A 16,695-nucleotide genomic window follows, 5' to 3' on the forward strand; every position below is an offset into this window, starting at 1 on the left:
CGCCTGAACGCGCCGGCGCGCTTCGACTTTGGGAACGTTGCGGCGTAATCGAAAGTACCGTTCGCAATCGAATACTCAATTGCTGCCTTGTGCTGCTCAGCCTTTTTCAGGTTAGCGGTGGTGGGCTTGAGCGCGACGCGCTCACGACACCTGACGCCCTGGTATTGGAAAGTGATTTCGATACTACTTGCAGATGCGGCGCGGACGCCTCCCCCATCTCGACCCATGAGTAATATCCTTCTACGTCTATTAAAATTCTGCCGTCTGGCGCTTTCCGCCAAACAAGATGCTTCGGCCATTTGCCGTCGCGGATTTTGGTTCTGATGGCATCGGGTGTATAGCCCGACTCCCGAGAGAACTGCTCTACGGTCTTGTATCTGACCATGTGCGATGCTCCATGCCGCGCGTGGCGGCAGAGGGTGGTTAATCCCAGTCAAAACTGAGTTCGGGATTGATTGGCGGGTTGCATTGCAGGGTGGCGAGATCCAGCAGCGTGAAGTGGCCATGCTTCCAACCGGCAGTGTCGATGTGATACACGTTCCCGAGTACGACAGGCTGACTCAGAGGCGTGTGACCCACGATCACCGCCCGAACACCATCTACGCCTGATTGGTTTTCTTCAGTGATCCGCCTGCGCGACCACAGGAGCATTGCGGCTACGTGATCCGCTTCGAATTCCGATCCGGATAGTGCAGAGATCATTTCTCCCCAGCTGCCCCGAGGTACATCGGCGTGCACGATGCCTATCAGGCCATGCGCCGTCTCGACCTCGATCACTAGCGGTAAGTCTCGAAGAATGCTCGTGTAGCAGTCCTGCTCAATGCTGGAGAGCCCATAGAACCAATCTCCACCGTTGATGAAGTGCATGCTGCATTCATCGCTGACGCGGCCAGCGGCGTGCGAATCGATGGCCATCTGCTCATGATTGCCGCGCACTGCATGAAACCAAGGCTTGCGTAAAAGCCATTCATCGACGTCCAGAGATTCAGGGCCTCGGTCAATCAGATCTCCGACGCTGAACAGTCGGTCTACTGACGGTTCAAAGCAGACTTTGTCTAGCGCAGTCTGCAGTCGGGTGAAGTGCCCGTGAATGTCGCCGACCGCGAAATCCCGACCAGCAGTGTTTGCGGCGAAGCGCTTCACGCGCGGCACCTCGATCACAACGAGCATGCGAAGTCCTCCCCCTGCCGTTCATCGGCAGGCTGGTAGGTGGTTTGTGGAAATCAGATGAGGGGCGTCAGGCGAGCTGAATGGGTGATCTAAAGTTTAGCGGTTCGCCTCGCCAGTTGCGTTACACAGCTCCCCTACTGAAGTGACTGGTGAGGTGAACCCTTACCGGCGCGGCCCCTTGTAGATGAGCCAGAGCATGTAGAGCGGCGCTGCTATTGGGATGAGGATCATGACCGTCTCCCGATTTCAGCAGCAGCCACTACGATTGCGCGGCGCGTCGCTGCGAACGGATCGTCGTGGTGATACCTGGTGTGCTCACCGAACCTCTCGGCATCCACGTATGTGTAAGGGCCGGTATCACCGTCGTATGGCTCAACGATATGAATAGCCACGCCCAACCGCTCCATGCGGCCCATGACGACGGCCAGTCGAAGGGCATCGCCGTCGTTGATGAGGGGGTTCCAGTGAGCGCGGACACCAGACTTTCCGGCCAGGCGATAAGGCCACTTCGTATCTCGGCAGGTGCACAGTTCGATTTCGATGCGGCCGGCTTTGGCCGCGAGGATAAGCAGCGCGCGATCAGCTGCCGCGGCATCCTGCGTCATTTCTTCAGGCATTGGTCGTCCTTGCCGCTATAGCGGCTGACTTTGAAGGGGGAGGGAGTTACTGCTTTTCACCGGTAGGTGTTGTGCTTTAATAAATCGTGGCCTTAAAGAGGAGGGGAGCAATGCGGAATGCGTCTCGAGATCCGATGTTCATCTGCGGTATTCCAATTACGATTTTCGGCTACTATTTTGGTTTTCCAGATCTGACCAGCGAAGGGGCATTGATGGGCGTAGCTCCTGCCTTTTTAATTACTGGGCTCGCCTTCATGTTGATCGGGTTGCTGCTGCGTCAAAGGTGAGCCTTTTGGCTTTGCCATGGTCCCGTGTATTTGAGTCGGGCCATGTAGGCGAGGGCGAGGATTGGCATCAGTAATCCCCCCAGCCCAAGCCCTGAATGTATTCGTTCGGGATAGTTACGGCCTCGACAGGAATCGTGTTTTCAACTTCAAGGTTGCCGAAATACCCAATAGCCGCCTTGGCCCTCTCCATCGATAATTGCGCATGTCGCATCTGCCAAGACTTACGCGCCTTGTACGAGCGCAGCGCCAGTGCCTTGTCGGTGTAGGCGAAGCGACGGCCCCAGATGCCGCCTTCCTTCAGAACGCGCTTACGGCGCTTCTTCACGGCCTCCGCAGTCCAGCCGTATTGCGGGCCGTTGACCAAGTCGCAGGTATGCTTGTCACCGATGTAGTAGCACTGCGCGGTTTCGCCGATCACCTGATAGGTTATGCAGTGCACCTCAAGACCATCTGGCCCAATGGTGTCGATGTAGCGGTAGTGTTCTGGCCAAGCCTTCTTCATTTCTTCAGGCATAGCGATTCCTTGCCGCTATAGCGGCTGACTTTGAAGGAGGAGAGGGTTACGTGTTACTTATGGGGATTGGCAGAGATTTTTGAGTAAGTGTCGATATCAGTTATGGCAAGAAGGCAACGGCCATCCTTGAGTTTTGCATAGAAGGTTATTTCCCTTTCTTTATCACATAGCAACCAGCCTGCAACTAACCCAACCGGACCTAAAAGCAATGCCCCAGCCAGACTCCATCGAATTGCGCTTCCTTTCTTATTAACAACTTCCTCGGTTGCTGTTTCTAAGATCTCTATTTTTGAAATAGGTATCTTTAATTCGAGGGAGGGTTTTACTGCGGATTTTAGGGTGAACAGTCCAGATTGAAAATCAGCATCTCCTGCCAGGAAGTCACCGGATATCACCGTTATTTTCGACATGGTGTTTCTCTTCTGATCAGGCTTAGCCAGCTGATTACTCGGCTCCAATAGTCCTTTTCAGTCAATCGACTTGCGACAAAGGGTGAGGCCGATGGTCACTCCATCGATACCAGATCATGGGTATCCACAACCGGTTCTGGCGGATTGTCGTGGCCGGGGCAGCCGCCGCCGGAGAAATCGAAACCCTCGCACGGCGGCCCGAAAGGCAGAACCTCTTTACCCTGGGCCAGAGCCTCAAGCAGATGATCCTTCGCCCTTTCAGCGGTGCACTCGCGCCCGCCCTCAAAGTGGAACATGCCTTTGAGCTGGTGCTTGCTGAAGTCCCGCAGCGCGCCTCGCACGCTCAGGTGAATGTGGAAGGTACGGCCGTTCGGCCCAAACGGATCTTCCGGCTGGCTTTCTGTGGGCATGGGGATACCTCGCTAGGGTAGCGTGATTCTAGGAAGAGGTGTATTGGTTGACGTTCAGACTCGTAGTCGGATCTCTGGGAGCTCGAAATGTACTTAGTAGTCGAAAGGCCATATCCCGTTGATTACGTGCATCCAAATGGGAAACAAGCAAAGATCGACTTCATGTGGGGCGAAGCATCCAATTCGGCGCCGCTGAGCCTCACTGTTTGGCTCAAGGACGGAGAAAGTTTTGTAAGGCTTGGCGAGGAGTCAGGCATCTGGAAGACATTTGGCGATGCTCGGCGGCGCGGTATTGAGTTGGCCGTCAAATTACTTAGCCGCGGGATCTGACAGAGGCTTAGGAGTGGTACATGAGGTGCTTGAACTGTTCGAAAGACGCACAAGTGATTGAGTCCGGAATGGATGGAGTTGAGCTTGTGTGCCCAACGTGCGGGCACTTCAGTGTTTCCGCCAACATAATGAGCGAAACGAGTAATCGTGCTTTTGATGCCGAGCAGATCCGTATCCTACTTCATCGAGAACGTGAAATTAATCCTGGACGCTGTCCTGTGATTAATAGTGAGAACGTTGTCTGGGCAACGGGGGATTAGTTAATCGCCTACCTGTCGAGGCGTTCTTCGATTAGCACTCCAAGCCTGGCGCCCTTCGTTGTAAAAGAGCCGGTGGCCGTGGTTGGCAATGATCTGGATCACCTGATTGACCTGCTCGGCACGCGGGCGCTTCAGGGCGAGTCTGTTTTTTGTGGGCATGGGGCGTCCTATGCCGGGGCATGCCCGGGCGGGGGAGTTGAAGGGAGGTTGGTTATCGCAGGTGTGGATCGCATGACCATGGGGCATGTGCTATGCGTCCCGATGATTCCGGTATCAATCGAACCGGAGCGCTACCGCATGAAACGACTTGCCGAGTGGATAAATTTGATTACTGCTGTGATCCGCCTTTGCGCGGTGATCACCTGTATGGGATGGCTTGGCCCTGAGCGAGCGTGCGATGTAGTGTTTCAGCACGGAACGGTGGGCACCTTCATGTTTTGGCTATCAATCAAGCCGGAACTCTACCCATGAAACGACTGACCGAATGGCTGAACCTGATCACCGCCGTGATTCGCTTGATCATCCGTACGGGCAGGCTTTGAGTTGCCGCCGGCTGGCGTGATTCGTTGAAGTGGGCTATTGGTTGATGACCGGGCATGTTGCTGGATCAAGGAGGAAAAAATGGTCAAAAAACCAAGCAATAAGTTGATTGCAGAGGTTTCAGGCTTGACTGAGGGTGAGGTGGGAACCTACCTGTGCCAGCTAGATCAACAGGCGAGCGGCGATTGGTTGGCTTACTTTGGTAATGAGATAGAAAAAGCTTCTGCAACTTGTCAAAAACTCAATAAGGCGAAGACGGTAACGATCCCCGTAGAGTTGGCTAACAGCTGGTACGACCGAGGCAATGGCTGAGCTCGTAGCTCAATAGGTGAGGAGTTATGCTGAGGTTTGAACAGATCGAGAAGGTAGATTCTTCAAGGTGAGTCTATGGCGCATTATGTGGTTTCAGCCGTTCGAATCAACGATGCCGCTGAAATAGAGCTCTTCATGTGGGCAAAGGTTGACCCCAGCGTCAGCAGAGGAAGATTTCTTGAAAAACCACACATAGCTTCGATGGAAGACATCATTGCGGCTATTCGCGATGGCGACGTTGTTGAGATGACATTCGAAGCGGGCATCGGGACGGTGTCAGGTGGAAAGCTTCTGGAATGTCACTTGCCAAGTGGTGAGGTGACCGTAACCGAAGAACGTGCTAATCCAGGCAGAATGATCAGCGACCTACCAAGATTTTAAATCGTGACAACTACCCGTCTGCCGATGCGTTCAGTGCAATAGGTGAGGGCGGGTCAGGCAGCTGCCGTGGATTCAGGCGAGTAGTCCATCCACGAAAGTTTGGTCGCTGACTTCCGCCTCACATCATTCTGTGGCAGCTTAATTTTCGCCCTGATAATCACGTCGCGGTACCGCCCCAGCTTGCGGATGCGTTCCGCATACTCAGCGGCGTACTGGGGGGGCATCGAACATGCTGCTGAGTTGGGCCACCCGCTTGCCGTCCATGATCTTGATCACGCGATCTTCGACAGCCTGTAACCACTGGCTCATTGAAAGCTCGATCCGCTGACCTTTCTCAATCTTGAAGTCGCGAACCTTGCGCTTCGCCTCTTCGCGGGCGAAGTGTTCATTCATTCCGAATACGGCAAAGGTGCTCATGGCATTACTCCAGGCAGTCGAGCGCTTTTTGTAGCAGCGCATCCAGTGAAAACTCCCGGTCGTCCGGGTCCATTGCTCGCTTGATCCAGGTGCAGGCTTCCTCAGCACCGTCTCGCAGGTCATTCAGTTCGTTGTCGCTGTCATCGATACGGCTTTCGAGTTGACGAATGTCTTCGAGCAGCTCTTCACGCTCGGCGCTTGGATCGATGCTTTGCGCGGTCAGTCGGCGAGACCAACCCGATCGCCCTGGAACTGATTGGGTGGCGCGCACTGATCGAATGCCCTGACGTCGTATCGATGCTCCCCGACGGCTCGCTTCAGATGACCGCACCAACCCTCGGCGCCTCAAGCAAGAGCACAAAACGCACGGGCTGCGAGTGGAAGGAGCCTGGTTACTGGCCGTTCTCCAGCTCCGCCGATCACTGGAACCGGCAAGAAATGCGACTGACGAAAGTCAACTCGCTGCAGAAAGTGGTGATCGCCCAGATTCATGTGCAGGGTTCCGAGCGCCCCCCGGTGAAGGTGTTTTGGAACAAGGGCAAAATCACCATGGGGTTCCGGTCGAGCTACCTGCAAGACGACCCAGTGAACACAACAGTGCTGGAAGACGTGCCGCTGGGTGCACTTTTCAAAATCAACATCCATGCGAATTCAAGCGGTGCCGTTTCCGTGTCGGCGAGCTGCAACGGCGTCAAATCCACTTCCGCAATCATGCGTCTCGACAGTACCTGGGACACGAAAACGCTCGCCTTCCACGGCGGCGTTTACAACCAGATCGATTACTCCGAAACGACCGACCCGGAAGACGCCTCGATCTGCATCATCAGCGACCTTTCAATTACCCACGCCTGATGCCCCTCAAGCCTCCATAGCCAATGCGGACGAATCTCCGGCTTATACCGGCCACCTGCATTTTTTAGCTCACTCAACACGGAGGATTGGCAGCCATGTAAACGACAGATATCGAAGCCCGCCCAATGGCGGCACCTGCGATCACGTAGGGAGGTCTTCGTGACGCAATCAAAGCCCGGTTCCGATCGGGCTTTTTTACGCCTGCCTTTATCCGTCAGCACTCTCCACTGCGCCCAACGGCAACTAGCAGGCGGCCCGAGTGCTGACGAATAACCACAACCCCACCGAGGAATCGCCATGCATCAACTAATTCAACAGCGAGTCGACGGGGTTGCCGCCCTGCGTGCTCGTGCACGCATCGCCACCGCCGCGTTCTACGCCATGGTCGGCAAGGATCAGCCCGTGCAAGAGATTCGCTTCCAGGTCATCGCCAAGGGCACCAACGCCTATCACATCGTCGAGCGTTCCACCGGCAAGGTGAAGGGTTTCCGCTGGACATGGAAAGAAGCCATCAACCTGGCCCAGGTACTCGAAGCGCGCGCCGACGGTATCAAGCTCTCGTTGTCGGGTGAGCGGAAATGATCGGCGTACCAATGCCCAACCCGCGAGACTCGATCATCGAGGACCTCAACCGAAAGCTGGATCAGTTCTTCGGCTCAGGCAAAACAGCGCAGCAGATCGCCTCAGGCGTCAGCGCTGAAGCGCCCCACTTCGGCAGCACGCCGCACAGCAACAAGCTGCGCGCCGAGCGGGACAAGATCGCGCCCAGGCTTAAGGAGTTAGCCGAGGCCGGCACCCCCGTCGCCAAGGCCGCCAGAGAGTGCGGCATGGAAGCCAAGCGCGCCCGCCTGATCGCCCGTGAAAACGGCTTCAAGTTCACATCGTGAAGCGCCTCAGCAACCAGGTGCGCCAGCGCCGACGACAGACATGGCTGGATCTACCGGCCCACGGAATTGAAGAGACAGGTCATGGCCAAAGACAATGCGCAGATTCAGCGGGACAAGCGCGCCAAGGAGAAAGCTTTGCTGGACCGAATCGGCGCCGAAAAGCGGTCGCTGATTGTGTCGAAAGCGCTCGCTGACGCGCTTCAGGTGCTGGGCGAGCGCCACGACTTCGAGGAATGGCAGGAGACGGTGTCGACGTTCCTGATCAACCTGGCCGCATCGCCGGCCGAAGAGTCGGCCCGCTTCGCAAGCATGTCGCGACCTGAAATTGTAGTTTCTGAAAAGTGGTCGCGACAGCTTGAAGAGTTCCGTAAGACGGGCGTTGAACAATAGCCATACGACTAAAACGACTATAGCTGGTAGTCAATACTCAACTAAGGAATAAGCTCCCGCGATGTCTCGCAGCATTGCCAAACCAGAAGGTTGCAACCGACCTTCAGTATCAGCAAGACCTCTAGAGGCCAAGCGAGCAACACCGCTAATTTCTCCGGCCCTGACCCTAGCAAGGAAAAGACCTATAAGTTCATTATCATTTGAACTCAGGATTGAGTCATGAGAAAGCAACCTGACTGAATTCTTAAAAGTATTAACCCGCGCTTGCGAGGCATTGTATTTAGCGATAATTTCACTAACAAATTTAACTTCATCCACTCCGACATTTGCGACTAGTTTGTAATGTTTTATTCCGAATTCCTCGCCGTTGCACGGCGCCTCGACTACTGCCTTTTCTAAAACGTCGAGCCAGCCGTAATCTAAGACAATGCCTTTCTCAAAGGCCCTCAATCCAACACTCACACCATTATTTGAAAAACTCGACGCATCTGCTCTCTCTTTAACGAATTCTATTCCTTGAGGAAGCTTGGCCTCATGAACGAGTTCGCAGCGATAGTGGTGGTACAGTATCGATTCAATAGTTTTAGTTTCCGTTGGCCATACCACAGAAAAACCAGACTCACCGAACTCCGGATCCTTGTGCACATTATTAAGTATTCTGCGTATCCGCCCACCAAGAAAAAGTTTGAACGCTTCACCGTCACTCATTATTTTTTGGGGGTTCTCACGTGACTTTGTGCCTCGCGGAAAAACCTTTTTTGAACTCCCCGCGACTGCAACAGTGAGTACGGTTAAAGCTCCAAGAAAACGGCCGGATTCAATCAAGAACCTAGCATCAGAAACGTGTTGTTTAATACTCATAAGTATATTTCCCTGTCAATGTTGCAAGACCACAGAAATTTCGCTTGCAAATTTTAATCTGCGGATGATGCATCACTGATTTTTTCAAAGCACTTCTCCTAATTCAGGCTCCATCAGGGCCATCAACCAATAGCTCACTTCAACGAATCACGCCAGCCGGCGAGGCAGGCGTATGTCTGGAGGATTGCCGATGAGCATTCCAGCAAATGCTTTGAGCGACGAAGAGTGCCTGCACTACGCCGCGCTTGATCCGGCCGCCGCAGCCGAACTGACTCGGAAATTGGAAGCGGGGTGGCAATGGTGTAGTTGCTGATGTCTACAGTCATGGGTCGATTCCTTAATTCATTTGATGTCACCTTGCTCTGTTGAGCCTTTCGATTGATGCAGGCCTACATCCCGCTGCCCACTCAGTGAATGGGCAGAAGTGATGCTGTCCTTCCTATTGCCGCCGGAGGGGTGGGGCACATTGCTTGCCGGGTCATTCACACGGTTAAGGCGTTTCACCATCGAGCAGCCGTCCAGGTTGTTCCTGTCGTTGGCAGGCTTTCGGGCCTGTCTGCTCGCCGGTCGCCGGCACGGACGGTGAACGAGAGTGGGAGGAGGTGATGGGCCTGCTATCCGAAACGGACGGCATAGACATGACGTTCAACGACGACGAGTCGGTGACGCTGAGGTGGGAGGCAAGTGCCGAGGAGGATCGGCCGGTGGAAGTGCTGGAGCCAGTCGAGGAGGCCGCGCCTTTTTGACAGGCATAAAAAAGCCCGCGCTCGGCGGGCTTCGATTTCGATCGAGTGAATGGAGAGCCAAACAGCGACCAAAAAAATAGCCCGCATGCGGGCGGGCTAAGGAATGTAAGGAGTAGCAGACAATCTGCGCTCCATTCTGTGAGTGTTTCGTGAAAAGCATGTTGTTGAAATGGAAAAGCCCGGCGCTTGGCGGGCTTCGATTTCCGGTTTCCGGCCAAGTGGTCCTCGATGCGGTTGGATACTTCCGTGGAGCCGCGCAGATCGACCCAAATACCGATCTCTTTAACGGCACAACCCAGGGCCATGATGCTCTGGTTGAGGCGGTAGAGAAGGGTGGGGTTGGACCGTCTGGCATGACTGGCCTTCCTTTCTGCGAGGAAAGCGTAGTAGGGGAGTGGGAATGAAAGTGCGCAACTCCGAAACGGTCTAATGGGCCAAGACTTAAGGCGTACATTGGAAAGCTCGTCGCCCTGCCAAGTGGTTTGGGGTGGCGCGTTCAGGCGTTTTGTTCTTGAGCCTATCAGTAACAACAAACATGAGTGCCTTGGCTGACTCCTGTCCTGTAGGAGTCATCATGTTATCCACGCTCGAGTTACGTCACATCATCGAATCAGCATTCCTTCCCCTGTCCTGCGAGTGTCGAGTCAATCCAGGCGGATCGCTGCAGGCCCAGATCTTCGAGCCAGTTTCCGGAAGAGTGGAGTTGCTGGTGACAGGCATTTCTACTGCGAGACTCAATGGCAATCGAGAGATAAGCAAGCTCATAGGTGAGATTCGATGCGACCTCAAAGCTACTCATGTGCTGAGGCCAGCGTTCAGGATTGGGTAGGGGGAATGCAAAAGCCCGGCATCAGGCCGGGCTATCTGTAGATAGGCCAAATTCATTTGGCTGATTGCATTGTGCTGGGTAGGTGTGGCAACGCAGAAACAAAAAGCCCGGCGCTGGACAGCCTTAGTCATTCATCAGTTCGGCGACTCCGCGCGTGATGAACTCCAAATTATCATCGAGCTTGGTCAGAGAATTGCGGATTCTGACTGCATCCTCTGCCGGGCCATGCAGCTGCTCTATCCAAAAGGAGATGCTTTCAATTGCTTCAGCAATAGCGAGCTGGTTTTCGTTGAGCTTGTAGATCAGGGAAGGGATGAGGTCGTTGGTCGGCATGGCTTGGTCCTCCTTTGCGTGAGGAAAAGCGTAGCAGGCAGCAAAAAGCCCGCTCAGTGGCGGGCTTTCTGTACGGGGTCAAATCCTTTTGTCCGTTCAATCTGCGCTCCATTCTGTGAGCGTTTCGTGAAAAGCATGTCGCAGATACGAAAAAGCCCGGCACATTGGCCGGGCTCTCTGTAGATGAGCCAAATCCCTTTGGCTGACTGCATTGTGCTGGGTAGGTGTGACGAAGGCGTGACAGGGCGGATACGAAAAGCCCCGCGTGGGTGTGTTCAGGCGCAAATTGCACCCCTGATGATTCTGTCTAGTCGATTGCAGGCTGCTGCCAAACGATCTAACGGTCGGTGCCGGATAAAGCATAGACTGAAAAGTAACCTTCTCCGCCAAGGTTAAGGATAAGGTGATCTAGCGTGCAATCGTTACACGCTCTTGATTTTACGCGCTATAGCATGAGTCTCTTGGTTGGCTCCTGTTGAGGGTAGCCGCCATGCTTTCCAGTCTAGAGCTTCGATACCTGGTCGAGAGAAGTTTTCTCCCGATGTATTGCGCATGCTCAGTTTCATCTGACAACAGTCTGACTGTCCGTATCTACAGTCCGGAGACAGGCCGGCTAGATCTTTTCTCTACCGGCATCTCCTGTTCCGAGCTCAACAGCAATCGTGCAATAGAGAGTATGCTCGCCAACCTCCGCAATGATCTCAACGCACATACCGAGCAACTTTCGCTCATGCATAATCATTGAGCCCCAGAACCCCGGCTTGATTGCGACCTGAGCACACCTGGGTTTTTGGAGAGCCTTCGAACAGAAACGAAAAGCCCGGCGCTAGGCCGGGCTCTCTGTAGATGGGCCAAATCCCTTTGGCTGACTGCATTGTGCTTGGTAGGTGTGACGAAGGCATGACAGGGGCAGATACGAGAAGCCCGGCTCTGAACCGGGCATTTGAGTTACATCGGTACGACCGCCAGGCCGCTACAACATCTCGCCGTCATACCACGCGCCTACTCCGCCTTCCCCCGCACAATCCTTCTCGCCTTCATAACCCGCCAGCTAATTTGTGCCGTTCAATGGAGAACCCTGCGACTCTCTCCAATCCTGATCCGATCAAGCGCCCGGTTTAACGCGTCCAAGGCATCGAGGAGAGCTTTCGCCTCGGCTTCCCGGCCATCCCCCCATAGGCGTTCAGCCATTTTGTTCAGGGCTTGGATAGAACGCTCAATTTCAGCAGCAGTCACTGCTGCTTTACTGTCCGTCAGCTTCTTCTTCATTGAGTAACCGTTTGCAGGGCATTGCTTGTATTTCAGGATCTAGCGCGAATACGCCCGCCAGAACGCATGGCTATTCAGCCTTCCGGACAATCCTTCCCGCCTTCACCTCATCTGTGTAAGCAGTCAGCCGATCAGCTTGCTCATGCAGCTTTTCGATCGTCTCCATTGCCTCCAGAAGCTCTGTATCCCCGCGCTGTTTTGCAAGCCTGAACATTTCCAGGGCAGCTTCTTCGAGGGAATATGCAGCGGCTTTCAAGTCGCGGCGTAACTCTTGATTGGGTTTGTTAAGTGCCATGACAACCTCCTGCCAATCCATTCCGCGATAATTGGCAGTGGTCTGCCTTCGCCGGCCGGACTACCTGACCTGCACCGATTTCTTTAATCCAGCCATCTAACCGATTCTCACCTTGCTGGAAGATTGTGATCATCCTTCGAAGCGCCTCAGCGTCTGGTCCATTACCTGCGTGGCTTAGCCGCTCGGCAATCCGAACTAACTCCACGGCCGACCACTTCAGATCAGAGGCGACACCCTGCAGATCGCGCTTCAGGTCCTGCACTGGTTTGTTGAGCCCCATCATCACCCCTTACAAGTCCCCACAACACTAATCCGGTATTCAGCCCGCCAGAGCGACTCTCAGTGCTACCGCAGCCCCCAGCAGCTTATTCGCCTGGGCCGAGACGGCTACAGCCAGGTCTTCCTCCCCTGCATCTCTAAGCGTTGCTGCCAAATCGAGCAGCTTCCCCACCTCGGCCTCGATGGTACGGACGGATTCCCCTATCTGGTAGTGAAGTGAGTGCGCCATTCCATCAACCCTCGATCTAGATCTAGTACAAATCCACGCCGCGCCAAATTACTCCGGCTTCGCTCGCACAATCCTTCCACCCTTCACTGCTCTTGGTTGGGATTGGTGTGAGGCATCGAGCCTCCTGAAATTCTTTGGGGTGTCAGATATTAGCTGCGGGAAAACCATTTCTTGATCGTCAGCAGCACTGAGGATCGGGATGGCTTGTGATCGCTCACCAATCTATCAAGCGCAACAGTAGCTTTCAGGGTTCGCTCCCTTAGCGTGCTCAGTCGAGTATGCAGCTCTTTCTTCAGGCGCTTTCGTTCGTCGGGCGGGGACAGCTCTATCAGCTTGTGAGCCATGAAAAAATTCAGCTCCATCTGCTGGTCTAGAGCATCGGTGATTTCCTTGATCGCATCTTTCATCCAAAGTCCACTCAGTCGCTACATTACTCACGCTTTGGGGCGCTACACCAGGTGAGCGTTCCACACCAACAGCACTCTCGCCTGGATGAACGTCATATCTCGACTAATCATCCGGTCTTTGTGCCGGGTGTTGTCGGAAATCATCTCGAAGTGATCTTCATCGGCCACTTGCAGACGCTTGATGTAGATGTGGTCGTCCCACGAAAACAGGTAGATCCCGTCACCGACGAACTCCCGAATGTGCACGTCGACGATCAGCGGGTCGCGATGCTTGATCGTCGGCTCCATCGACTGGCCCCAGCCGGTGACTATCTTCAAGTGGTAGTGCTCTTCGAAGTCCACGCCCAGCTCGCGCAGATGCTTCGGGCTTACCCGGACGTCCTGAAACATTTCTGGGTAATCGGCAGCGATCTGCCCGCCACCCATTGCAGCGCGGATGTCGTAGTGAGCGATCCAAACTTCATCGCCGACAAGGCCAGGGCGAGAGAAGTCGCCAACAACAACGTTTCCACCGCTAACCTCGACTGCTGTCTCCTGAACCGCATCAGCAATTTTCTGGCGGGCGTCTGCTGAGAGGCTCTTACCGTGCTTCGAAAGCATCCGCTGGACGATATCCGCTGCTGAGGCTTTTGGCGGGACGTCTGGACGTGCTACCTCAGGCTGCATATCTAAAAGCAGTTCAGACTTGTCGACCCGCAGCGTCTTTGCCATAGATTCGATATCTGCCAGAGACGGCTCTCTCGTGCCTGCTTCGTAATTGCCGACGCGGGATTGAGACCAGCCACAAGCCTCTGCCAGCTGCGCCTGGGACATTCCTGCTTTCTTTCTCGCGCGTTTAATGCGCTCAGCCAATTCGTTCATGCGCGGGATTCAATCACGTATTGAAATAACCGGCTTTCACTTATTGTGTTTGTGTTTAACACGATACGTGTTTATCCTTTGATCACGTTTGAGAGGAATCAATCCATGAACCACGTTCGCATGATTCGAGAAAGAGCAAGCATCACCCAGGCAGACCTGAGGCGGTCGCTCGGCTGGAATCAGTCGCGTCTGGCCAACTATGAATCTGGACGGCGTTGCCCGGGGCTCAGTGAGGCGCGCCAGATCGTTGCAGCGCTGAATAACCTCGGCGCGCAGTGTGCATTGGACGACGCTTTCCCTCCGGAAATAATTTCAGAACCTTCAGCCGCTTAAACCGCTTACCAAATAATCGCTCAGGCACCAGCAGGGCGCCACGGAAACAAATTTGAGGTTTTACGAATGGAAGATTTCTTGAGGGCTTGCCACACCACCGTCAAGGAAAGCGGGGCGGAGGAATTGGCCGGGAAAATGTGCATGGCACATGTGAGCCTGCTTCAACGCTCGAATCCGGACAACGCGGGGCATCGAGCATCTGTTCGGGATCTTGTTGCACACCGGTGACATGCGCCCTTTGTCACGGTTCCGCAATCTCTCCCTGAAGCCCTTAGGCTCGCGGCCGACCAGGCAGAGCAAAACCTTCAACTTCAGGCTGTCATCCAGAAGCAGGCACCGAAGGTCGAAGCGTTGAATCGCCTCGCCAACACCCATGCCCGGGTGATCCTGCAGCCGAAGTTGGCCAAATGAGCAGCGTCACCCGGCTACATCACGCATTGCCACTGAGCCCTGCCATCAACAAGGCCATCACTGATCTGGATAGCGCCATTGTCAAAGCGATCGATGCTGCAAAGGCTGCTGGTCTGCCTCAGGGCCTGGCCGTATCTCTCTTGCACGGGCACGCCCAGGTACAGATCAACATCATGGAGAGCTGAACTGTTCAATGCTCTGGATTGATCTGTCAGTACCAGATACTTTGAGGTTTCACGCAAGGAGTTCGGACATGGCAGATAAATATGTTGGAAAAATAGTTGGGGTTGGCACGGATAACTTGCACTACGTGATTAACATCTATCAGGACGAGACCATTGAGCGCTCGCCAAACGGCATGGTTCGACATGAAGGCCTGAAGCATTTCGAAATGCAATCTGGTGGTGACGTGAAAAAGATTTCTGAGACTGAGTACGAGATTGTGGCTACGGGAGTGAGGGTGACCGTGCATGATGCTCAAAGCTAAGAAAGTCGGTTTGTCATGTGAGCACTTGAATGAGAGTGCCGCATGGTAGGTCGAAGCAATCTTCCGTTCGCCACCATATGAAAACAAGTGTGGCCAAGGGGGATCGGCTCTGAGGATTCGCCTAAACCTTTGCCTCAAACCACTGCGTTAATCCTTAACCTGCGGGGAATGAATCAGTTTTCCTTCATAGCTCTGACTCCTTCGTTGAATTAATCCCCGCCAGTATCCGTAGCCACGCCACCATTTCAAACATCTGAGTACACCCATGACAACCAAGCAACCCGACTGGGAGGCAATGAACGAGCCTACCGGGCCGGTCAAGCTGACGGTCACCTTCACGGTCGTGATGATTGCTCGGGTGATCCTTCAGCCGAAGCTGAACAAGTAGGGCGCGACACGTACCCCGAATGGCAAAGAGGATGTATGGAACATGTCGCGACTCAAAACTCTTCCGCCTCGCATGAAGCAACTCGAACAGCCGCATGATCAGGTCAGGCAACGCCTGACATCTCGATTGCCAATGTCGCGTTGACCCACAACCTCAATGCCAACCTCGTCCATAAATGGATTCGGGTGCATGCGCAGAAAACTCTGACCCTGCAAACCGCCTTCATCCCGATCAAGGCATCGCCACCGATATCGAAGCCGAACTTGAGGTGCTGCAACCGGCAGCAGTCGAAGCCAAAGTTCGCCAGCAGCCCAAGCGCGCTGCGCTGCCATCGCAGTTCCCTCGCACGTTGATCCATCACGAACCGGAAAACAGCCACTGCCAGTGCGGCTGCGCCTTAAAACGCATCGGCGAAGATGCCAGCGAAAAGCTCGACTACACGCCCGGCGTGTTCACGGTCGAGCGCCACATTCGTGGGAAATGGGCCTGCGAACAATGCGAAACGCTGATCCAGGCGCCGGTACCGGCGCATGTTATCGACAAAGGCATACCGACAACGGGCCTGCTCACCCACTTCATGGTGGCCAAGTTCGCCGACCATCTGCCGCTGTATCGCCAAGAGAAAATCTTCGGACGTGCCGGGTTGCCCATCGCCCGTTCGACCCTAGCGCAGTGGGTGGGCAAGTGCGGCGTGCAATTACAGCCGCTAGTCGATGCGCTACGCGAAGCCGTGCTGACGCACGGGGTCGTTCACGTTGACGAAACGCCGGTACAAATGCTGATGCCCGGCGCGAAGAAAACTCATCGCGCTTACGTCTGGGCCTACGCCACGAGTCAGTTCTCCGAGCTGGCGGCGGTTGTTTACGACTTCAGCCCGAGCCGTGCTGGCGAACATGCTCGAAACTTCCTCGGCCACTGGAACGGCAAGCTGGTCTGCGATGACTTCGCTGGTTATGTTGCGGCCTGAGTTATGTGATCCCGACCGAGCGAATAGGCAGTTTCTCTGTTGTCGATAGGCGATTGACGCAACATAAATTGCAGCGCCTTGGTAGACCTTCATCCCCTGGAGTGTCTGCCATGTTCGAGAATATCTATTCTTCAAACGCTGCCTGTAAACGCCATCGTGCGGGATCGCTGGCCGCTGAACGCGAGCGATATCTACAGCACTGTGCTGAGCAGGGCTGTACGCA

Annotated in this window: 31 protein-coding genes and 5 pseudogenes; 20 read left to right on the forward strand and 16 right to left on the reverse strand. The window is 54.6% G+C overall.

The window, feature by feature from the left end; genetic code table 11:
- Positions 1 to 80 precede the first annotated feature (80 nt).
- The 3 genes and pseudogenes from AC1DVE_RS28905 to AC1DVE_RS28915 form a co-directional block, all read right to left on the reverse strand.
- A pseudogene (locus tag AC1DVE_RS28905) lies at positions 81 to 506 on the reverse strand (Arm DNA-binding domain-containing protein); the annotation flags it as partial.
- Positions 424 to 1,170, reverse strand: coding sequence for a metallophosphoesterase (locus tag AC1DVE_RS28910; protein ID WP_223458250.1), 747 nt, complete (start codon positions 1,168 to 1,170; stop codon positions 424 to 426). The pseudogene AC1DVE_RS28905 and the gene AC1DVE_RS28910, both read right to left, overlap by 83 nt.
- Before the next feature lie 227 nt (positions 1,171 to 1,397).
- Positions 1,398 to 1,787, reverse strand: a complete 390-nt coding sequence (locus tag AC1DVE_RS28915; protein ID WP_223458249.1) for a hypothetical protein — start codon at positions 1,785 to 1,787, stop codon at positions 1,398 to 1,400.
- 110 nt (positions 1,788 to 1,897) lie between these two features.
- Between AC1DVE_RS28915 and AC1DVE_RS28920 the strand changes: the two genes are divergently transcribed.
- Entirely contained in the window at positions 1,898 to 2,074 is a 177-nt protein-coding gene (locus tag AC1DVE_RS28920; protein WP_223458247.1) for a hypothetical protein, read from the forward strand.
- A 67-nt stretch (positions 2,075 to 2,141) separates the two neighbouring features.
- Here the strand turns inward: AC1DVE_RS28920 and AC1DVE_RS28925 are convergent, their stop codons facing one another.
- The 3 genes from AC1DVE_RS28925 to AC1DVE_RS28935 form a co-directional block, all read right to left on the reverse strand.
- Positions 2,142 to 2,588, reverse strand: coding sequence for a hypothetical protein (locus AC1DVE_RS28925; protein ID WP_477784379.1), 447 nt, complete (start codon positions 2,586 to 2,588; stop codon positions 2,142 to 2,144).
- A gap of 53 nt (positions 2,589 to 2,641) precedes the next feature.
- Positions 2,642 to 2,998, reverse strand: a complete 357-nt coding sequence (locus tag AC1DVE_RS28930; protein WP_223458243.1) for a hypothetical protein — start codon at positions 2,996 to 2,998, stop codon at positions 2,642 to 2,644.
- A 95-nt stretch (positions 2,999 to 3,093) separates the two neighbouring features.
- The gene (locus tag AC1DVE_RS28935) at positions 3,094 to 3,408 is read right to left on the reverse strand and encodes a hypothetical protein (protein WP_223458241.1); all 315 of its coding nucleotides are present in this window, start codon (positions 3,406 to 3,408) and stop codon (positions 3,094 to 3,096) included.
- A gap of 87 nt (positions 3,409 to 3,495) precedes the next feature.
- Here AC1DVE_RS28935 and AC1DVE_RS28940 point away from each other — a divergent pair, with 87 nt between their 5' ends.
- The 4 genes from AC1DVE_RS28940 to AC1DVE_RS28955 all read left to right on the forward strand — a co-directional run bounded on the left by AC1DVE_RS28940 (position 3,496) and on the right by AC1DVE_RS28955 (position 5,231).
- Positions 3,496 to 3,738: a hypothetical protein gene (locus AC1DVE_RS28940; RefSeq protein ID WP_223458239.1), complete on the forward strand. Its 243-nt coding sequence runs from the start codon at positions 3,496 to 3,498 to the stop codon at positions 3,736 to 3,738.
- Positions 3,739 to 4,076: 338 nt separating this feature from the next.
- A complete protein-coding gene (locus tag AC1DVE_RS28945; RefSeq protein ID WP_223458237.1) occupies positions 4,077 to 4,469 on the forward strand; it encodes a hypothetical protein in 393 nt (130 codons plus the stop codon).
- 150 nt (positions 4,470 to 4,619) lie between these two features.
- A complete protein-coding gene (locus AC1DVE_RS28950; protein ID WP_223458235.1) occupies positions 4,620 to 4,850 on the forward strand; it encodes a hypothetical protein in 231 nt (76 codons plus the stop codon).
- Between the two features lie 75 nt (positions 4,851 to 4,925).
- Positions 4,926 to 5,231 carry a hypothetical protein gene (locus tag AC1DVE_RS28955; RefSeq protein WP_223458233.1) on the forward strand — a complete coding sequence of 102 codons (306 nt, stop codon included), beginning with the start codon at positions 4,926 to 4,928 and terminating at the stop codon, positions 5,229 to 5,231.
- A 201-nt stretch (positions 5,232 to 5,432) separates the two neighbouring features.
- Here the strand turns inward: AC1DVE_RS28955 and AC1DVE_RS28960 are convergent, their stop codons facing one another.
- Both AC1DVE_RS28960 and AC1DVE_RS28965 read right to left on the reverse strand, forming a co-directional pair.
- Positions 5,433 to 5,648 (reverse strand): hypothetical protein, encoded by a 216-nt coding sequence (locus AC1DVE_RS28960; RefSeq protein WP_223458231.1) that lies wholly within the window; start codon positions 5,646 to 5,648, stop codon positions 5,433 to 5,435.
- Between the two features lie 4 nt (positions 5,649 to 5,652).
- Positions 5,653 to 5,919, reverse strand: a complete 267-nt coding sequence (locus tag AC1DVE_RS28965; RefSeq protein ID WP_223458229.1) for a hypothetical protein — start codon at positions 5,917 to 5,919, stop codon at positions 5,653 to 5,655.
- Between AC1DVE_RS28965 and AC1DVE_RS28970 the strand changes: the two genes are divergently transcribed.
- From AC1DVE_RS28970 to AC1DVE_RS28985, 4 genes are all read left to right on the forward strand, one after another.
- Positions 5,847 to 6,500, forward strand: coding sequence for a polysaccharide lyase family 7 protein (locus AC1DVE_RS28970; protein ID WP_223458227.1), 654 nt, complete (start codon positions 5,847 to 5,849; stop codon positions 6,498 to 6,500). The genes AC1DVE_RS28965 and AC1DVE_RS28970 overlap by 73 nt on opposite strands.
- A 297-nt stretch (positions 6,501 to 6,797) precedes the next feature.
- Positions 6,798 to 7,082 (forward strand): hypothetical protein, encoded by a 285-nt coding sequence (locus AC1DVE_RS28975; protein ID WP_223458225.1) that lies wholly within the window; start codon positions 6,798 to 6,800, stop codon positions 7,080 to 7,082.
- Positions 7,079 to 7,387: a hypothetical protein gene (locus AC1DVE_RS28980; RefSeq protein WP_223458223.1), complete on the forward strand. Its 309-nt coding sequence runs from the start codon at positions 7,079 to 7,081 to the stop codon at positions 7,385 to 7,387. The genes AC1DVE_RS28975 and AC1DVE_RS28980 overlap by 4 nt, the downstream gene beginning before the upstream one ends.
- Before the next feature lie 81 nt (positions 7,388 to 7,468).
- On the forward strand, positions 7,469 to 7,777 hold the full coding sequence (locus AC1DVE_RS28985; RefSeq protein ID WP_223458221.1) for a hypothetical protein: 309 nt from the start codon (positions 7,469 to 7,471) through the stop codon (positions 7,775 to 7,777).
- A gap of 30 nt (positions 7,778 to 7,807) precedes the next feature.
- On the opposite strand, the gene AC1DVE_RS28990 is transcribed toward AC1DVE_RS28985, so the two are convergent.
- Together AC1DVE_RS28990 and AC1DVE_RS28995 are read right to left on the reverse strand one after the other, a co-directional pair.
- Positions 7,808 to 8,638, reverse strand: a complete 831-nt coding sequence (locus AC1DVE_RS28990; protein ID WP_223458219.1) for a hypothetical protein — start codon at positions 8,636 to 8,638, stop codon at positions 7,808 to 7,810.
- Between the two features lie 134 nt (positions 8,639 to 8,772).
- Complete coding sequence (locus AC1DVE_RS28995) at positions 8,773 to 8,964, reverse strand: hypothetical protein (protein WP_223543605.1); 192 nt, start codon at positions 8,962 to 8,964, stop codon at positions 8,773 to 8,775.
- Between the two features lie 249 nt (positions 8,965 to 9,213).
- Here AC1DVE_RS28995 and AC1DVE_RS29000 point away from each other — a divergent pair.
- The 3 genes and pseudogenes from AC1DVE_RS29000 to AC1DVE_RS29010 form a co-directional block, all read left to right on the forward strand.
- A pseudogene (locus tag AC1DVE_RS29000) lies at positions 9,214 to 9,384 on the forward strand (DUF1654 domain-containing protein); the annotation flags it as partial.
- 149 nt (positions 9,385 to 9,533) lie between these two features.
- Positions 9,534 to 9,788, forward strand: a complete 255-nt coding sequence (locus tag AC1DVE_RS29005) for a hypothetical protein (protein ID WP_223458217.1) — start codon at positions 9,534 to 9,536, stop codon at positions 9,786 to 9,788.
- Between the two features lie 170 nt (positions 9,789 to 9,958).
- Entirely contained in the window at positions 9,959 to 10,213 is a 255-nt protein-coding gene (locus AC1DVE_RS29010) for a DUF1652 domain-containing protein (protein WP_223458215.1), read from the forward strand.
- 123 nt (positions 10,214 to 10,336) lie between these two features.
- On the opposite strand, the gene AC1DVE_RS29015 is transcribed toward AC1DVE_RS29010, so the two are convergent.
- Positions 10,337 to 10,546 carry a hypothetical protein gene (locus AC1DVE_RS29015; protein WP_223458213.1) on the reverse strand — a complete coding sequence of 70 codons (210 nt, stop codon included), beginning with the start codon at positions 10,544 to 10,546 and terminating at the stop codon, positions 10,337 to 10,339.
- A gap of 490 nt (positions 10,547 to 11,036) precedes the next feature.
- Here AC1DVE_RS29015 and AC1DVE_RS29020 point away from each other — a divergent pair, with 490 nt between their 5' ends.
- Positions 11,037 to 11,291 carry a DUF1652 domain-containing protein gene (locus tag AC1DVE_RS29020; protein WP_223458211.1) on the forward strand — a complete coding sequence of 85 codons (255 nt, stop codon included), beginning with the start codon at positions 11,037 to 11,039 and terminating at the stop codon, positions 11,289 to 11,291.
- Positions 11,292 to 11,611: 320 nt separating this feature from the next.
- Here AC1DVE_RS29020 and AC1DVE_RS29025 read toward each other — a convergent pair whose 3' ends face one another.
- From AC1DVE_RS29025 to AC1DVE_RS29045, 5 genes are all read right to left on the reverse strand, one after another.
- Entirely contained in the window at positions 11,612 to 11,815 is a 204-nt protein-coding gene (locus AC1DVE_RS29025) for a hypothetical protein (protein WP_043302433.1), read from the reverse strand.
- A gap of 70 nt (positions 11,816 to 11,885) precedes the next feature.
- Positions 11,886 to 12,110 carry a hypothetical protein gene (locus tag AC1DVE_RS29030; protein WP_008019294.1) on the reverse strand — a complete coding sequence of 75 codons (225 nt, stop codon included), beginning with the start codon at positions 12,108 to 12,110 and terminating at the stop codon, positions 11,886 to 11,888.
- Positions 12,100 to 12,390, reverse strand: a complete 291-nt coding sequence (locus AC1DVE_RS29035) for a hypothetical protein (protein WP_223458209.1) — start codon at positions 12,388 to 12,390, stop codon at positions 12,100 to 12,102. The genes AC1DVE_RS29030 and AC1DVE_RS29035 overlap by 11 nt, the downstream gene beginning before the upstream one ends.
- Before the next feature lie 377 nt (positions 12,391 to 12,767).
- A complete protein-coding gene (locus AC1DVE_RS29040; protein ID WP_223458207.1) occupies positions 12,768 to 13,025 on the reverse strand; it encodes a hypothetical protein in 258 nt (85 codons plus the stop codon).
- Positions 13,026 to 13,067: 42 nt separating this feature from the next.
- Complete coding sequence (locus AC1DVE_RS29045; RefSeq protein WP_223533460.1) at positions 13,068 to 13,886, reverse strand: XRE family transcriptional regulator; 819 nt, start codon at positions 13,884 to 13,886, stop codon at positions 13,068 to 13,070.
- A 105-nt stretch (positions 13,887 to 13,991) separates the two neighbouring features.
- Between AC1DVE_RS29045 and AC1DVE_RS29050 the strand changes: the two genes are divergently transcribed.
- From AC1DVE_RS29050 to tnpC, 7 genes and pseudogenes are all read left to right on the forward strand, one after another.
- Positions 13,992 to 14,219, forward strand: a complete 228-nt coding sequence (locus AC1DVE_RS29050) for a helix-turn-helix transcriptional regulator (protein ID WP_223458203.1) — start codon at positions 13,992 to 13,994, stop codon at positions 14,217 to 14,219.
- A gap of 66 nt (positions 14,220 to 14,285) precedes the next feature.
- Positions 14,286 to 14,463 (forward strand): annotated as a pseudogene (locus AC1DVE_RS29055) (phage regulatory CII family protein); the annotation flags it as partial.
- A 2-nt stretch (positions 14,464 to 14,465) separates the two neighbouring features.
- A pseudogene (locus AC1DVE_RS29060) lies at positions 14,466 to 14,585 on the forward strand (DNA-binding protein); the annotation flags it as partial.
- Positions 14,586 to 14,626: 41 nt separating this feature from the next.
- Positions 14,627 to 14,815, forward strand: coding sequence for a hypothetical protein (locus AC1DVE_RS29065; protein WP_223458201.1), 189 nt, complete (start codon positions 14,627 to 14,629; stop codon positions 14,813 to 14,815).
- A 68-nt stretch (positions 14,816 to 14,883) separates the two neighbouring features.
- Positions 14,884 to 15,117, forward strand: coding sequence for a hypothetical protein (locus AC1DVE_RS29070; protein ID WP_046038049.1), 234 nt, complete (start codon positions 14,884 to 14,886; stop codon positions 15,115 to 15,117).
- Between the two features lie 265 nt (positions 15,118 to 15,382).
- Complete coding sequence (locus tag AC1DVE_RS29075) at positions 15,383 to 15,505, forward strand: hypothetical protein (RefSeq protein WP_257605438.1); 123 nt, start codon at positions 15,383 to 15,385, stop codon at positions 15,503 to 15,505.
- Between the two features lie 244 nt (positions 15,506 to 15,749).
- Positions 15,750 to 16,469: pseudogene (gene tnpC, locus AC1DVE_RS29080) on the forward strand (IS66 family transposase); the annotation flags it as partial.
- Between the last annotated feature and the right edge of the window lie 226 nt (positions 16,470 to 16,695).

The organism is Pseudomonas sp. P4_B4 (assembly GCF_056402255.1).

What these genes read in the sequence shown, in the direction of transcription:
- AC1DVE_RS28910 (WP_223458250.1), bottom strand. Translation starts at nt 1,170, where the DNA reads ATGCTCGTTGTGATCGAGGTGCCGCGCGTGAAGCGCTTCGCCGCAAAC.
- AC1DVE_RS28915 (WP_223458249.1), bottom strand. Translation starts at nt 1,787, where the DNA reads ATGCCTGAAGAAATGACGCAGGATGCCGCGGCAGCTGATCGCGCGCTG.
- AC1DVE_RS28920 (WP_223458247.1), top strand. Translation starts at nt 1,898, where the DNA reads ATGCGGAATGCGTCTCGAGATCCGATGTTCATCTGCGGTATTCCAATT.
- AC1DVE_RS28925 (WP_477784379.1), bottom strand. Translation starts at nt 2,588, where the DNA reads ATGCCTGAAGAAATGAAGAAGGCTTGGCCAGAACACTACCGCTACATC.
- AC1DVE_RS28930 (WP_223458243.1), bottom strand. Translation starts at nt 2,998, where the DNA reads ATGTCGAAAATAACGGTGATATCCGGTGACTTCCTGGCAGGAGATGCT.
- AC1DVE_RS28935 (WP_223458241.1), bottom strand. Translation starts at nt 3,408, where the DNA reads ATGCCCACAGAAAGCCAGCCGGAAGATCCGTTTGGGCCGAACGGCCGT.
- AC1DVE_RS28940 (WP_223458239.1), top strand. Translation starts at nt 3,496, where the DNA reads ATGTACTTAGTAGTCGAAAGGCCATATCCCGTTGATTACGTGCATCCA.
- AC1DVE_RS28950 (WP_223458235.1), top strand. Translation starts at nt 4,620, where the DNA reads ATGGTCAAAAAACCAAGCAATAAGTTGATTGCAGAGGTTTCAGGCTTG.
- AC1DVE_RS28955 (WP_223458233.1), top strand. Translation starts at nt 4,926, where the DNA reads ATGGCGCATTATGTGGTTTCAGCCGTTCGAATCAACGATGCCGCTGAA.
- AC1DVE_RS28960 (WP_223458231.1), bottom strand. Translation starts at nt 5,648, where the DNA reads ATGAGCACCTTTGCCGTATTCGGAATGAATGAACACTTCGCCCGCGAA.
- AC1DVE_RS28975 (WP_223458225.1), top strand. Translation starts at nt 6,798, where the DNA reads ATGCATCAACTAATTCAACAGCGAGTCGACGGGGTTGCCGCCCTGCGT.
- AC1DVE_RS28980 (WP_223458223.1), top strand. Translation starts at nt 7,079, where the DNA reads ATGATCGGCGTACCAATGCCCAACCCGCGAGACTCGATCATCGAGGAC.
- AC1DVE_RS28985 (WP_223458221.1), top strand. Translation starts at nt 7,469, where the DNA reads ATGGCCAAAGACAATGCGCAGATTCAGCGGGACAAGCGCGCCAAGGAG.
- AC1DVE_RS28990 (WP_223458219.1), bottom strand. Translation starts at nt 8,638, where the DNA reads ATGAGTATTAAACAACACGTTTCTGATGCTAGGTTCTTGATTGAATCC.
- AC1DVE_RS28995 (WP_223543605.1), bottom strand. Translation starts at nt 8,964, where the DNA reads ATGACTGTAGACATCAGCAACTACACCATTGCCACCCCGCTTCCAATT.
- AC1DVE_RS29010 (WP_223458215.1), top strand. Translation starts at nt 9,959, where the DNA reads ATGTTATCCACGCTCGAGTTACGTCACATCATCGAATCAGCATTCCTT.
- AC1DVE_RS29015 (WP_223458213.1), bottom strand. Translation starts at nt 10,546, where the DNA reads ATGCCGACCAACGACCTCATCCCTTCCCTGATCTACAAGCTCAACGAA.
- AC1DVE_RS29020 (WP_223458211.1), top strand. Translation starts at nt 11,037, where the DNA reads ATGCTTTCCAGTCTAGAGCTTCGATACCTGGTCGAGAGAAGTTTTCTC.
- AC1DVE_RS29025 (WP_043302433.1), bottom strand. Translation starts at nt 11,815, where the DNA reads ATGAAGAAGAAGCTGACGGACAGTAAAGCAGCAGTGACTGCTGCTGAA.
- AC1DVE_RS29030 (WP_008019294.1), bottom strand. Translation starts at nt 12,110, where the DNA reads ATGGCACTTAACAAACCCAATCAAGAGTTACGCCGCGACTTGAAAGCC.
- AC1DVE_RS29035 (WP_223458209.1), bottom strand. Translation starts at nt 12,390, where the DNA reads ATGGGGCTCAACAAACCAGTGCAGGACCTGAAGCGCGATCTGCAGGGT.
- AC1DVE_RS29040 (WP_223458207.1), bottom strand. Translation starts at nt 13,025, where the DNA reads ATGAAAGATGCGATCAAGGAAATCACCGATGCTCTAGACCAGCAGATG.
- AC1DVE_RS29045 (WP_223533460.1), bottom strand. Translation starts at nt 13,886, where the DNA reads ATGAACGAATTGGCTGAGCGCATTAAACGCGCGAGAAAGAAAGCAGGA.
- AC1DVE_RS29050 (WP_223458203.1), top strand. Translation starts at nt 13,992, where the DNA reads ATGAACCACGTTCGCATGATTCGAGAAAGAGCAAGCATCACCCAGGCA.
- AC1DVE_RS29065 (WP_223458201.1), top strand. Translation starts at nt 14,627, where the DNA reads ATGAGCAGCGTCACCCGGCTACATCACGCATTGCCACTGAGCCCTGCC.
- AC1DVE_RS29070 (WP_046038049.1), top strand. Translation starts at nt 14,884, where the DNA reads ATGGCAGATAAATATGTTGGAAAAATAGTTGGGGTTGGCACGGATAAC.
- AC1DVE_RS29075 (WP_257605438.1), top strand. Translation starts at nt 15,383, where the DNA reads ATGACAACCAAGCAACCCGACTGGGAGGCAATGAACGAGCCTACCGGG.